The organism is Paenibacillus sp. ALE2 (genome assembly GCF_054113385.1).
This window is the reverse complement of sequence record NZ_CM134213.1, coordinates 2,933,317-2,947,297: the sequence shown is the minus strand read 5'-3', so window position 1 is coordinate 2,947,297 and position 13,981 is coordinate 2,933,317. Positions and strand designations below refer to the sequence as shown.

Annotated in this window: 10 protein-coding genes and 2 riboswitches; of the genes, 4 read left to right on the top strand and 6 right to left on the bottom strand. The window is 37.6% G+C overall.

The window, feature by feature from the left end; all coding sequences use genetic code 11:
• Positions 1–71 precede the first annotated feature (71 nt).
• From ACXHJ1_RS12890 to ACXHJ1_RS12875, 4 genes are all read right to left on the bottom strand, one after another.
• Positions 72–1,535, bottom strand: a complete 1,464-nt coding sequence (locus ACXHJ1_RS12890) for a radical SAM protein (protein WP_235332727.1) — start codon at positions 1,533–1,535, stop codon at positions 72–74.
• 34 nt (positions 1,536–1,569) lie between these two features.
• A complete protein-coding gene (locus tag ACXHJ1_RS12885) occupies positions 1,570–3,243 on the bottom strand; it encodes an ATP-binding cassette domain-containing protein (protein ID WP_107734858.1) in 1,674 nt (557 codons plus the stop codon).
• Positions 3,244–3,493: 250 nt separating this feature from the next.
• Positions 3,494–4,141, bottom strand: a complete 648-nt coding sequence (locus ACXHJ1_RS12880; RefSeq protein ID WP_044787399.1) for a hypothetical protein — start codon at positions 4,139–4,141, stop codon at positions 3,494–3,496.
• Entirely contained in the window at positions 4,135–5,463 is a 1,329-nt protein-coding gene (locus ACXHJ1_RS12875) for a radical SAM/SPASM domain-containing protein (RefSeq protein WP_044787398.1), read from the bottom strand. The genes ACXHJ1_RS12880 and ACXHJ1_RS12875 overlap by 7 nt, the downstream gene beginning before the upstream one ends.
• A 775-nt stretch (positions 5,464–6,238) precedes the next feature.
• Between ACXHJ1_RS12875 and ACXHJ1_RS12870 the strand changes: the two genes are divergently transcribed.
• Positions 6,239–6,985 carry a LytR/AlgR family response regulator transcription factor gene (locus ACXHJ1_RS12870; RefSeq protein ID WP_226888824.1) on the top strand — a complete coding sequence of 249 codons (747 nt, stop codon included), beginning with the start codon at positions 6,239–6,241 and terminating at the stop codon, positions 6,983–6,985.
• A gap of 398 nt (positions 6,986–7,383) precedes the next feature.
• Positions 7,384–8,004, top strand: coding sequence for a sensor histidine kinase (locus ACXHJ1_RS12865; protein WP_225164800.1), 621 nt, complete (start codon positions 7,384–7,386; stop codon positions 8,002–8,004).
• A gap of 125 nt (positions 8,005–8,129) precedes the next feature.
• On the opposite strand, the gene ACXHJ1_RS12860 is transcribed toward ACXHJ1_RS12865, so the two are convergent.
• Positions 8,130–9,548 carry an alanine/glycine:cation symporter family protein gene (locus ACXHJ1_RS12860; RefSeq protein ID WP_039269192.1) on the bottom strand — a complete coding sequence of 473 codons (1,419 nt, stop codon included), beginning with the start codon at positions 9,546–9,548 and terminating at the stop codon, positions 8,130–8,132.
• Positions 9,549–9,706: 158 nt separating this feature from the next.
• Positions 9,707–9,801: riboswitch (glycine riboswitch) on the bottom strand.
• 11 nt (positions 9,802–9,812) lie between these two features.
• Positions 9,813–9,897, bottom strand: a riboswitch (glycine riboswitch).
• A gap of 168 nt (positions 9,898–10,065) precedes the next feature.
• On the bottom strand, positions 10,066–11,523 hold the full coding sequence (locus ACXHJ1_RS12855; protein WP_457904731.1) for a glycoside hydrolase family 1 protein: 1,458 nt from the start codon (positions 11,521–11,523) through the stop codon (positions 10,066–10,068).
• 211 nt (positions 11,524–11,734) lie between these two features.
• Here ACXHJ1_RS12855 and ACXHJ1_RS12850 point away from each other — a divergent pair, with 211 nt between their 5' ends.
• Together ACXHJ1_RS12850 and licT are read left to right on the top strand one after the other, a co-directional pair.
• Complete coding sequence (locus ACXHJ1_RS12850) at positions 11,735–12,706, top strand: LacI family DNA-binding transcriptional regulator (protein WP_107734859.1); 972 nt, start codon at positions 11,735–11,737, stop codon at positions 12,704–12,706.
• 233 nt (positions 12,707–12,939) lie between these two features.
• Entirely contained in the window at positions 12,940–13,788 is an 849-nt protein-coding gene (licT, locus tag ACXHJ1_RS12845) for a BglG family transcription antiterminator LicT (RefSeq protein WP_107734860.1), read from the top strand.
• The last annotated feature ends 193 nt before the right edge of the window (positions 13,789–13,981 follow it).

Below are 13,981 nucleotides of genomic sequence, written 5' to 3'. Positions count from 1 at the left end.
CTTCCTTCCAAATGGATTTACAATTCTCAATTTATAATCCTCCTTCGACTCGTTTTGATTATAGATTGGAATTACACCAATGTAATATGGTTTAATTCCTCTAATAAATGTGGTTTGTGTTCCAAGATAGTATGATAGCTTATCAATGCATGTTCCAGCATATCTAAAGAACGCCTACAAGCTATTCTCTTTTTTTCGATATTAAACTTATCACTATCGTAACATTCGACGTAACAAACCGAACAAAGGCGTATAGCCCAACATTTGGAACACTGGGACAAACTCTCCTTACCATAGTCGTCTATATAACGATCGATTAACACAGATTCATCTATACCACTATAAACGTTTCCAACTGAAGGTGATTTTCCAATGCGTTCGCATAAATGAAAGTCTCCATTTACCGTTACATAAATTCTTCTTGAGGCAGGTGAACAGCAGCCGTTTAAACAATAGTCCGGGTAAGGAGTTTCAGTTAAAATCCTATCATGTATTATTGAGAATTGTTTGTGTAAAAAATCGATTGTAAAGGGAGTATTTTTTGATATAGAAGTATTATTTAACATTAGATCAATTGTCCAGTTCCCTACAGGGTTATCATAACAATACATAGAGCTTTTTTCAGTAATCGTTTTTTCTATGTCAGACGAGTGTCTCACATAAGAAATATTTTTAGTAATATCCTTAGGTACCCACGAAAGAGAATTGAAGAAATTTTGAATTTTTTTCATAACTACATCATTAGCTGGTCTAGGTGTTACCATGCTTAGCGATATAAGAGAATTACTCTTTTCTCCATAAGCATTAATTATATGTTTAAGACCATTAATTGCCTTGTCATACGTGCCCTCACCATTTTTAAACACCCTCCTACAATCATGTATTTCCTTTGGACCGTCAATACTACAAACTACTCCAAAGTTAGGAATTGTAGATAGATATTCTGCGATTTCAGCAGTTATTAAGGTTAAGTTTGTTGTCATTGAAAATGTTAATTCTTTATCAGCACCATTTTTCAAAGCATAGTCTACACAATGCTTTAATAATTTAAATTCTATTAATGGCTCCCCGCCATAAAAAGTTACCGCCACTTTTTTACCTGAGTTTTTCAGAGTATAATCGATTGCTAACTCTGCTACTTGCCAGGACATGTGCCTGCGTCCAAACTCCCTGAAGTCTATGTTCCCTGAATGATATATGCAATAATGGCATGCCATATTACATTGTTCGGTCAACTCCAGAGTAACCTGTTCTAGATGACTTCTTGCATTTTCTAAAACCTCATCTTTTGATAGTGCAAAGGATAAAAGAGGAGGTGCTTGAAATAAATGCTGTTCCTGCGCAGCATGTATTAAGTCAATTAGAACAGTCAATGTATCATCATTAACTTTGGTAGGTTTTATTACCTCTTCGATATCTCCGTACACTTGTAAGTTATTTAGAAATACATATTCTATTTCAGTGCATTCCATAACTTTGCCTGTGCCCACATCATATAAATAGGATTTATTCTTTGTCTGAAACAACTTAAACAATCGTGAGTAATTCCCATACTGTTTTTTGATGTTTCTAAAGAACTCCATAACTGTGGAATCCAATATCATCACGTTCCTTTTGGGTTTCGATATTCAAAATATGGTCACATGCTGCTAATAGTCTCTGGTCATGTGATACTACAATTGTTATCCTTCTTGACTTTTGCTTGGTCAATATTTCTATAAGTCCACTTACACTCCTTGAATCTAAGGCTGATGTGGGCTCATCAAGAATCGTTAAGAAAGAATCTTTACTTAATGCACGAATCAAAGCTAATTTTTGCTTTTCACCACCAGAAAAGTTGCTTCCATTTTCATTTATTAGTATATTTTCAAGGTTAGCTTTTGTTATTATCTCTTCAAGCCCAAAGGCTGTTATAAGCTCATCTTGATTACTGGCAATCTCTTTTGAAAAAGTAATTCCAAATTTCAAATATTCCTTTATTGGTAGATTTAAAAACTCCGGATTCTGTTCTACATAAGAAATTCTATAACGCCTCATATCAAGCATATCTATATCTTTGATGGAGCAATTATTAAAAGCTATTTCTCCTGTGTAAAGATCACTATAAAGACCTATCAGAGTATTAAGTAATGTTGTTTTGCCTGAACCATTGTGGCCACAAATCCCGTAAATTCCCCCTCTAAAAAAATCATAAGAAAAATCTTTAAATACGCTTTCACCAGAATATTTAACACCTAATTTTTTAATACTTATTTTCTCTAATTCTCCAAGTGTTGTGCTACCATAAATATCATTTTTAGAATTCATAACGTCATTTAACCGTTCTATCGATACTTTCGTCTCTTGGTATGAGCTTGCTAAGCTTAATAAATATGAAGTTGACGAGATGATCATTGAAAGGTACGTGTTAATTATGGTGAACTGCCCTATACTCATTTGGCCAATTACAACTTTATGACCGCCAATTCCGATTACAAATATATAGCAGATGATCAATATAAATTGATTTAGATTGGAGAAAATATAATTAGTTTTTACTTGTGAAGTCGCAACTCTAAATAATGAATTAAATGCTTTATTTAACCGCTCATTCATTTCATTAAAGAGTACATTTTTCTTTATAAAAACCAGTTTGTTAATTTGTTCGACTTTTTTAGAGTAGTATTCATTTGCTTCTTTTTTATACTTCAGATTTGCTTTATATAATTTTTTTCTAAAAACCATATATGTAAATATATAAAATGGAATAAGCGAAAATATAATAACGCATAATAGTACATCAGCTTTTAAAACAATAATTCCACTTACAATTATTGTAATTACTTGTAATGCTAAGTTAGAAATATTATTAGAGAAAAAGTCAACTACTGTGGATGAATCATGATTGATTTGATCAACTAAGTATGCATTATCCTTATCTTTGAAGACCGATAGTTTGGTTTTGAATATTTTTTGGTAGATATCATTGCAGATTTCGTATAATAATAGATTATTTAATTTCGTAGAGAATAGTGCAGTTAAATATTGTATGCAAATATTTACTAAATTTATGATACCTAGTAGAAGCACGAAATATAAAATGATACTTATGTTACTTTTTGATACTAAATAGTCAATATATATGCCTGTAATGTATGGCACAATAATTCCTATAATCCACAATATTGAAGTAACAGCAATATAAAAAAATACATACTTGCGTGTTTTTAAAAGGTATTTTTTCAAGTATTCCAGGACTATCATATTCATCACCTATGCTTCGCTTCATATTAGGTAAATCTTAGCGAGATGCTGAAACAACATCTCGCTAAGTAATAGTACTCCTCTTAAGCTACTGCTTGTAGGAACAAGAAAGAGTACAGCCACTTGAACCGTGGAAAGGGCAATGTGCACTTACTTGTACAGCACTTTTTACCAATACGTCCATGTTTTCTACCTCCCTAAGATTTGATTTATATAAATAACATACAGTTTAGAAACTATATGCTACTTATCACTTTGGAGCTGCAATAGAAAATGAACTGTTCTCGAGCGTGATATTTATCTTTGCTTTACCTGCACCGTTTATATAGTTGTATGTTAAATTTGGTCTAAACAGTGGCCATCCCGTAGGAACACTTAATGCACTTGCAGTCGGTTTAACTGTAACCGTGTAATCCGAAGCTCCTTTACTAAAAGTTAAGGAACCTGAACCTTTTATATTCTCATAATTAATAGCTTTGGAGTAGCCTGCGGGCACACGAACAGACATTGAAGAACCATCTGTGCCTGTGACATCAAGATTAGTATTTAGCTCTGGAAGTGAAACTCCAGCCTTTGTACTTTCTACCGTTATTTTTTCATAACTTTTATCAGGAATTAAAATATTAACTCTGTCGGAAATGCCGTTAGCTGAGCCTTTCCCCTTTACTGTGATGTAAATTGTAGATCCACTTAATGTAGAAGTGACAGTATACAAGGATTTGTTATACTCATAGCTAAAATCACTTGCTGAAGTTTTTGTAACGGTGACATTACAATTTATAGCCGTTAGATTGATATTCTTAACATCATTTGAAGCCGCATTACTTGAAGCACCTAATGGCATCCCCATAAGTAAGAAACCACATAAAACAATACACATTTTTTTTAGCATTAACATGATTCAGAAACCTCCTTCTTATTTTCCGTTAATTGTCCAGCCAGTAATACTTTCGTGCACTCGGTAATATACTCCTGCAAATTATAACGATATTGCTCACATATGTTAAAGTCTGCCATTCTATTGTGAGGACATCCGCCTAAACACACAGGTAAGTACTTACAGTCTGAACATTTTTCATCTTCAGTAGGATCATATAATAAATAACAACCAAGAAGCTCAGTATTCCAATTCACTGATGTATCTTCATTTATATTTCCAACACACTGCTCAATAATTCCAATATCGCTCCAACATTTATATAAATGACCAAGAGGATCAATAACGAAACTATTATATTTGTCCGCAGAACAATAATTACCTTTAGGTGCAGGATAAATATAACTAATTGGGATATCATTTTCCGACATAAATTTTAAATTAAATTTTGAATACATCTCGTCTGTCAAGCACTTAGTTCCCTCATACTTTCCATTCGTCGGCGTAACTAATCCTAGATAAGGTATTACATTTTCCAATAAAGAATTTTCCTTTAAGAATCCTACGATTTCATGTAAATTCAACCAGTTGTCTTGGTCAGTATTTATTCTCATAAATATTTTAATCATCCCTTTAATTTGCTTGAGGTTATTCATTATGACATCAAATGTCCCTCTTCCACTTACTAAAGGGCGTCTAAGATCATGTACTTCTTTAGGACCGTCAACAGTGACTTGAATATCATTTACTCCACATGATATTAACGTTTGAACTTTTTCTTTATTTAAAAGATAGCCGTTTGTAATGACACTGGCCGTATATTGTATATTGTTTTCTTTACATATTTCCAAAAAATCTTCCGATATCCTAACTATCTGCTTCATTGCAATCAAGGGTTCACCGCCATACCATGTAACATTAAGAGTGTCAAGTTTACTAGCATTTGTTTTAACAAAATTGACTATACTTTGAGCTGTTTCTTGACTCATAGTTTTGTTATGATATTGGTCTTTCTCAAAACAGTATACACATCTAAAATTGCAGGCCATTGTAGGGGCAATTGTTAGCATTAAATTAGAAGATTCAAACCGATTTTTTAAGAGGTTTACCTTTACATATGCTTTTTCATTCATATTATCTTCTACGATATAGCCACATTCGATAAGATTTTTAAGATAAGTATCATTATTAATTGCCAATCCATTGTTTGTAAGTTCACAAAACTGTTTATAGTACTCCGGTTCAAGAACTGCCAATGCACCTGTTCGAGAATTATAAAGTACCGTTTTATCGGTATTTTCAATAATGTCATTAAAAATAAAGTTATATTGCGAAGCTTTCATTTTAGCCCTCCTTAGAATGGATGCGGTCCCTATGTAATTATGAATCGATTAACTAGTGACAAAATTCACATAAGTTTTAAAAATAAGATGTACGCTCATTCTGAGTTGTAATTGCATTCTCGCAGTGCACACTAGCCACCAAGATTAGATGTCCATCATCCGAAACCGGACTGAATTTAAAAGCCATCCTACACCTTCATAGTTTATTCATATACTTTATTCTCTCTGGACAATATCTATACTAGATAGCTTTTCCTTCTCGGCTTTTAATGTAGCATAAGGCAAAAAGAAAAAATAAGCTTGTATCCTGAAATGCAAAGAAGTCCATCTCAACAACCAAATATGTCAGCTTCATGTGAGATTAATATTTTTGTTACCTATATTTCTTTAATGGCAAAGTACGTTACTTGTTAATTCTTTGTTTATATGTCCAAAGAAAGTAAAGGATTAGACTGCTTGAGACAGCAACAAAGATTAAAAGTACTAGGAGCGTGCAACTGCTTGTTCCTGCCGTTATCGTGACGCGAACTGAACCAGTAGAGCCTTAACTGAATACTTTTATAAAGGCTGAAAATAAGGTTTCTAAGCAATAAAGAAGAACGTATCCATTCCCTCGCCTGGGCTACGTCCTCTCCACAGTATAAGTATGCATTTGAACTTTTACTAACAAAAATTCCATAACCTGATGGTAATTTTTTTCATATGTAAAACATCACTTCGAATAGACTTTTTTTACAATATACTGGATTTATATAACATATTTGAGGTGGTCTATTTGTTTCAAGTTGCTGTTTGTGACGATGATCCCGCAATGCATAAAATTTTACAACACTTTTTCATGTGTATGTCAGTAAGTGAATCCTTAGATTTTAATCTACAATTCTTTTTATCTGGGGAAGATCTAATCAAATCTTACAGTTCACAAGAGCGATACCCCTTTCATATTATCTTGTTAGATATTGAAATGAGGGAATTATCGGGAATTGAAACTGCAAAACTTATTCGCCTTTTTCCTGACCGAGAAGTTCAAATCATATTTCTAACTAACTATCCAGAATACATGCTAGAAAGTTTTGAAGTACAAGCATTTCAATATTTACTTAAACCCCTTACTTATAAACTCTTTGTAGAAAAAATAAATAAACTATGTCATTATATGCGTTCTTCAGTATCCCACTTTCTGTCTGTGAAAAATAAAACTGAGCATCTTGTATTGAGACACTCTGAGATCATAGCCATCTCAAAAGGTGAAAACAATTACATCCATAATGAACTTTGTATTGCAACGGATTCACACAACTATTTTATTTCCGGAACGTTGAAAGCGGTTTATGAACAATTAAAATATCCGTTTGTGTTTATACATAGGTCAATAATTGTGAATTTAGTTCATATACGTAAGTTTTCAGCTACTTCTGTTATTATGTCAAACGAACAAGAATTCCCTGTAGGTCGTTCTCACGCTAAATCACTTCGTGAGGCGTATGCTCGTTTTATAATTTCTCGTTTTCAGGAAGGGTGAGTTTTTTGAATCATTGCGTTTACATTAATGTCACCTCGTTTTCTAATTACTCTTTATTTTTATTTAGCACAACAAAGCAAAGTCATTTTTCCAATCCAATAGTTAACCTTTTTTTACTTTTCGCCTCTTTACACTTCATACTTATTACAGTACTAGTAGTTCATTATTTTAAAAAAGGAAGGAAATACAAGATAGGGATTGTGTATTATTTTGTAATATTAATAGGAACATCGTTTAACTTGCTCATACATTACGGTTTATTTTCTTTTATGAAACATAATTTATTCTTTATAATGTCAATCATCAGTATTCTTGGAATGAACGTGATTATTGTCTTTCTAACGGACAAGTTGATAGAAAAGTCAAACCTCTCATGCTTTTTTCAAAAGCAAATGCTGATGCAAGAAAAACGTTATAAAGAAACAACTCGATCTCTTAGTGATATCAAACGAAGTATTCATGATTTCAAAAAACAGTTAATTTTTGTCCGTGCTTGTTTACAAGAACAGAGGACGGAAGAGGGTGTTAATCACATCAACCAAACTCTAAAAAATATAGACTCACCAAAACTTCATATAACAACAGGACATCTCGTTATTGATGCTTTAGTAAATCATACTTTCAGCATCGCTAATAAAAGTGGGATAGCTTTCTTCCATCAAATCCATATTAACCCGGCAAATATTAGTATTGGAAGTCATGATCTATGTATTGTCTTAGGTAATGTTTTCGATAATGCTATTGAAGCTGTAATGCAGCTTCCTAGAAAGAAAGAGCATTCAATTCATTTGGAAATTTTCACCGATAATATTGCCCTATGGATTTATGTTCGCAATTCAAAAAGTAATTATCTCAATACAGCATTCTCAACCAAAACATACAATCCCCCTTTAAAAAAACATGGGTATGGATTACTTAACATCCAGCAAGTGATAAAGAAATATGGTGGTTATTTAAATACAACTATTACGGATTCGCATTTTCAAATTACGATTATGCTCCCATGTAATAACTCTTAGGTTTGTAAACGTTATGGATTAAGAGATATTCAGAATAAATAAAATGTCGGTAATCACCAGTCTTATAACCTAAAAAAAGGAGTACCCTCAAGCCTGTGATGGCTGAGGATACTCCCTTTTAGTATTTATGAATTTACCGTTTGTCCCTTTTCTTCTACTTGGATAGCCGCCCCTACATTGGCACCAGCAAGAATACCCTTGTTCTTATTAGGATACAAGGAATTCATATAAGTCCGGGTTTCTGCAACAACAATTCCCGACAAGCCGAGCAGTGCAATCAGGTTCGGAAAAGCCATCATGGCGTTAAAAATATCTGCCAGCAGCCAAATCGCATCCAGTTTAATGAACGCGCCCCCGCCAACCAGTACAATGAACAAATAACGATAAGGCTTGATCCACTTAACCCCAAGCAAGTATTCAACACAGCGTTCCCCGTAATAGTTCCAGCCGAGCATGGTGGTGAATGCGAACATAATCAGGATGATGGTGAGCAGCTCTGCTCCCAGCGGAAATGCACTGGAAAAGGCTTGCTGAGTCATCAAGCCTGCATCGGTAGGCCCGCTCCACACCCCGCTAACCAGTAACGTCAACCCGGTCATCACACAAATAACCATCGTATCAATAAATACGCCTGTCATGGAAATCAGCCCTTGTTCCGCAGGCCATTTGGTTTTGGCAGCTGCGGCTGCAATCGGTGCGCTCCCCAATCCAGCTTCGTTGGCAAAAATACCTCTGGCTACCCCACTGCGCATGGCCAGCATAATCGTAGCTCCTGCAAATCCGCCGGTTGCCGATGTAGTTGAAAATGCCGAATGAAGCACAAGCGCAATTGCGGCAGGAAGTTGGTCAGCAAATCGAATCAGTACAATGATACAAATTAATACATACAGGCCTGTTTTAAAAGGAACGACCTTCGTCGATACCTTGGCAATGCTTTTGAGTCCACCAATGGTCACAAGACCTGTAAGGACAGCAATTGTCAGCGCCGTTACAATCGGCGGAACGCCAAAACTGTTTTCAGTCGAAGATACAATCGCCTTGACCTGAGGGAATGTTCCAATTCCGAACAACGCTACCAGCATCCCTGAAAAAGCAAACAGCATCGCCAACGGTTTAAAACGGCGTCCCAGGCCTTTTTCAATATAATACATCGGGCCGCCGGAAAATTGTCCATTCCGATCCTTCACCCGGTATTTTACCGCAAGTACACCTTCCGCATATTTCGTCGCCATCCCAAAGAAGGCTGCAACGACCATCCAGAACAAGGCACCCGGCCCGCCCAGCTTAATGGCTGTCGCTACACCGACAATACTTCCTGTACCGACGGTAGCCGCCAATGCCGTACTCAAAGCTGCAAAACTACTTACATCCCCGCTACCTTCATTCGGGGCCTTACCGATGAGCTTGATCGCCAGGGGCAGGCGGAATACCTGCAACATTTTTAGACGTATGGTCAGCCATAACCCCGTTCCCATAACAAGGATGATGAGAGGCGCCCCCCATATCCAACTGCTAATCGTTTCTAACACATGTACCAAATTCATTTCAACCCGCTCCTCCAGCATAGTAGAAAACAAAAAAGAGTCAAATCTGTTGATTCGACTCCTGGAGAGGTTAAAGGCACGAAAAAATACAACCATCTTGTGCAGGATTTCACCTCTAAAAGCTTATAAAAAGCCTAGGGCTATCCCTGTCACAGGTTATTCGCGTCTCTGTCCTTTTGCCTGAGAGTTTAAGCAGATGTGATCTGCGGTGCACCTTCGGCGCCCAATTAAGGGTCTCTCCAGAGTTCTGTCCGTTTACGGTCCCTGCTCGTTGCTGTAAATCAGCCTAAGCACCTGAGAGTTTTGCCCCTTCGGTTGGAACTTTCATTCCATCTCCCGCAAACATCAACCAGACATATGAAATTTTTATTCATTATACAGAAAAATTTCAGCTTATTACAAGTGAAAAATTTGTGAAGCCCTCTGAAAGAATCAATAGAGTGTCTATACAAAAAGCGGGTACAGCAGATTGCATCCTGAGGATTTTCTCTGCTGTACCCGCCAAAACGATATGGAATTACAATTCTTCACCGTTGGTTGCTATCACATTTTTATACCAGTTAAATGAGTCCTTTTTGGAGCGTTGAAGCGTTCCGTTACCGTCATCATCCAGATCAACGTAAATAAATCCGTAGCGCTTGGACATTTCGGACGTAGACATGCTCACAAGGTCGATAGGTCCCCAGCTGGTGTAACCAATCAGATCAACACCGTCAGCAATCGCTTCCTTCATTTGGGCAATATGCTGACGCAAGTAATCAATGCGATACGTGTCATGCACAGAGCCGTCTTCTTCTACCTTATCATACGCACCCAGGCCATTTTCCACGATGAACAGTGGCTTTTGATAGCGATCATAAAACGTATTCAGTGTAACACGCAGGCCGATCGGATCGATCTGCCATCCCCAGTCGGAAGACTGCAGATACGGATTTTTCACACCGCCTATCAGGTTCCCTGCTGCCTTTTCGCCTTCTGGCCCTGCCGATACGGTCAAGGTCATATAGTAACTAAATGAGATAAAATCGACCGTGTTATTTTTCAAAATTTCGGCATCGCCGGGTTCTGTCTGGATCACAATATTATTTTCTTCAAAATAGCGGTTCATATAGTTGGGATATTCCCCACGAGCATGCACATCCGTAAAGAACAGGTTCATTTGATTTTCATGCTGTGCTTTCAGGATATCTTCTGGGTTACACGTATGTGGGTAGCTTTCAATGCGGGCCAGCATACAGCCGATCTGAGCGCCCGGAATGATCTCATGTCCCCGTTTGGTCGCCAATGCACTTGCTACAAATTGATGGTGCAATGCTTGATATATCGCTTGTTGCTTGTTTTCTACACGGTCAATAACCACACCGCCGCCTGTAAACGGGCTCATAGTCATGACATTAATTTCGTTAAAGGTCAGCCAGTATTTTACTTTATCCTTATAGCGTGTAAATACCGTTTCGGCATATTTTACGTAATGATCCACGACTTCGCGTCCCAACCAGCCATTATACTTCTGTGTCAGACCTAGCGGTGTTTCATAATGCGACAGTGTTACCAAAGGCTCAATACCATACTTGCGCAGCTCATCGAATACATTGTCGTAGAATTGCAATCCCGCTTCATTCGGCTCGGCATCATATCCATTCGGGAAAATCCGCGACCAGTGGATGGACATCCGGAATACTTTAAAGCCCATTTCTGCAAACAAGGCAATATCTTCTTTGTAGTGGTGGTAAAAGTCCACACCTTCACGCTTTGGAAAACGGGCGTTTACCTTCCCTGCCAAGATGTCCTCCAGTCGTTCGGACAAAATTTCTATAGCATGATCGTTCTTACGTTCTGATTTAGGTACATAGGCTATCATGTCTGCGCTGGATAGACCTTTTCCATCTACGTCAAAAGCACCTTCCAATTGGTTGGCTGCAGTTGCCCCGCCCCAGAGGAAGTTTTTCGGGAATCCTTTTAGCGTCTTCGTCATGGTATGAAAACCTCTTTCCTTAATTTAATGTTTTCACTTTAGTCAGTAACCCGTCAGGTGCTGCAATGCGAATCCATAACTAACGGTAACCGTTCTCCTTTGAAATGCATCGACAGATGCTTTAAAATAGACGTAATGCCCTCATAAAGCATCCTAATTGTTGTAACGCGTTTCATGTCAAGTATTTTTTTCTCAGGTGAGGAGAAGCATCATGTCGAATCTTGATCAAATTGCAAAACTGGCGGGCTTTTCCAAAGCTACGGTATCCAGAGTGTTAAATCAGTCCCCCCATGTAAGCCAAGAAACCAGAGCTAAAATTTTAAAAATAATGCAGGAATTGGATTATGTTCCTAATCGGAATGCGATCTCTCTATCCAAGGGTCAGACGCTTCAGATTGGTATCATCACTTCAACTATCAATGAAATTGTGCTGGCATTTCTGGACAGCTTTGTGGAAATCGCAGGCCAATATGAATTCCAAACCATTATTTATACTTCGGGAGAAGACAAAAAGAAAGAGCTTCAAGCTTTCGAGGATTTAAAAAGAAAAAGAGTCGATGCGCTGGTCATCATTTCCTGCGTGAATGACACTGATTTTTTGAGTACCTATTGCAAATATGGACCGATCGTGGCATGGCAACGAATGGAGCATACTGATATTCGCTCCGTCGCTATGGACCAGTATGAAGGATACATGTTAGCATTAAAACATTTGATACAAAAAGGCTATACACGTATAGCCAATGCTTTTGGTCGTCCAAGCAGCATCAATACTCACAGCAGACAACGAGCCTATGAGCAGATCATGAGTGAACACAATCTGCCGATGCTGCCACACTGGAACTATTCTTCTATTTATAACATTCGTGATGGCGAACAGGTCGTGCGCAATTTGTTACAGCATCGGGAGGAATTTCCGGAGGCTATCTTGTGTGCTAACGATTATGTAGCAGTGGGCATTCTCTGCGAAGCGCGCAGACAATTGCTGAGGGTACCGGAAGATCTGGCGATTGTTGGGTTTGATAACACGGAGCTGGCGCACACCATGGGGATTACAACGGTTCAAAATCCCATTATGGCTCAGGCGGAAAATGCCTTTTTCATGCTTTCCCCTCAGCTGATTGGACGCCAAATGGAGCTTCATTCGCTAGAATACAGCCTCATAGAGCGTACGACTACTTAAGGGCACAATTGACTTGCAAATTAGGCAAATGGGCCTTGATATGAAATATTTTTTGTCGAAAGAGAATAAAATATGTTGAAATCGCTTTTTTTTGTGCTACAATAGCACTATATCGAAGGATTGTGACCGGTGATGCGGGCAATGCCTGAGTTCAATTGAGTGCTATTGCTAACAATAGTGTTGAATTGTGCTTGGGCATTTTTTATTGGTAAAGGATGGGAGGGGGAACTTCAATGATTATTGAGAAGGTGCTCAATAACAACGTCCTGTTGACTAAAAACGATAAAGGCAAAGAGGTCATCGTCATGGGAAGAGGTATTTCCTTCAAAAAGGTGGCTGGGGATCAAGTCGATGATCATAAAATAGATAAGATTTTCATGTTAAATGAAAACGAGTTCACGGCCAGACTAACTGAGCTGCTAAACGATATTCCTGTGTCTCATCTGGAGGTCGTGAATGAAATCGTGACCCATGCAGCCGAAGTGCTGGATACGGAGTTAAGTGATAACATTTATTTAACATTGACCGACCATATTCATTTTGCCATACAGCGGGAAGAAAAAGGATTGGCACTCAAAAACGCGATGCTGTATGAAATTAAACGCTTTTACAAAAAAGAATTTGCAGTTGGGCTGGATGCTCTACAAAAAATTGAAAATACGCTCGGTGTAAAATTGGGCGAAGACGAAGCGGGATTTATTGCACTGCATATGGTGAATGCACGGATTGATGGTAACGAGATGAAGGCTACACTGAAAATGACCGAGATTGTCCAACACATATTGAATATTATTACGTATCATTACGGGATTGTGCTGGATGAGTCTTCTTTTAGCTATTCGAGATTTTTGACCCATTTGCAATATTTTGCAATGCGAGTGATTCGCAAAGAGGTTATTCACAGTGGTGAAGAATTTTTGTACAACCAGGTAAAGCAAACATATACCGAGGCTTTTGCTTGTTCCCAAAAAATTAATGAGTATCTGGAAAAAACATATGATCAATATTTAAGCAAAGATGAGTATGTATATCTAACGATTCACATTCATCGGGTAACTGAGCGTAATAACATATCAGGCTAAAAACTTTATATCCTCATCGTTCATGGATTGTGACTGGTAAGGCAGGCAAAACCTAAACTGATGGTGAAATCGACGTTCCCTTATAGGAGGAGTGCGCAGTTTTCACCACGAGTTTAGGTTTTTCTTGTTTACAAGTTTAAAAAGATGCACGCCGGCGCATCTCAGCAACAAATGTAAACGGTAAATCCTATCA

Excerpts from the sequence above, each read along its gene's own strand:
- ACXHJ1_RS12885 (WP_107734858.1), bottom strand. The coding sequence starts at position 3,243 with ATGATAGTCCTGGAATACTTGAAAAAATACCTTTTAAAAACACGCAAG.
- ACXHJ1_RS12880 (WP_044787399.1), bottom strand. The coding sequence starts at position 4,141 with ATGTTAATGCTAAAAAAAATGTGTATTGTTTTATGTGGTTTCTTACTT.
- ACXHJ1_RS12875 (WP_044787398.1), bottom strand. The coding sequence starts at position 5,463 with ATGAAAGCTTCGCAATATAACTTTATTTTTAATGACATTATTGAAAAT.
- ACXHJ1_RS12865 (WP_225164800.1), top strand. The coding sequence starts at position 7,384 with ATGCAAGAAAAACGTTATAAAGAAACAACTCGATCTCTTAGTGATATC.
- ACXHJ1_RS12860 (WP_039269192.1), bottom strand. The coding sequence starts at position 9,548 with ATGAATTTGGTACATGTGTTAGAAACGATTAGCAGTTGGATATGGGGG.
- ACXHJ1_RS12855 (WP_457904731.1), bottom strand. The coding sequence starts at position 11,523 with ATGACGAAGACGCTAAAAGGATTCCCGAAAAACTTCCTCTGGGGCGGG.
- ACXHJ1_RS12850 (WP_107734859.1), top strand. The coding sequence starts at position 11,735 with ATGTCGAATCTTGATCAAATTGCAAAACTGGCGGGCTTTTCCAAAGCT.
- licT (WP_107734860.1), top strand. The coding sequence starts at position 12,940 with ATGATTATTGAGAAGGTGCTCAATAACAACGTCCTGTTGACTAAAAAC.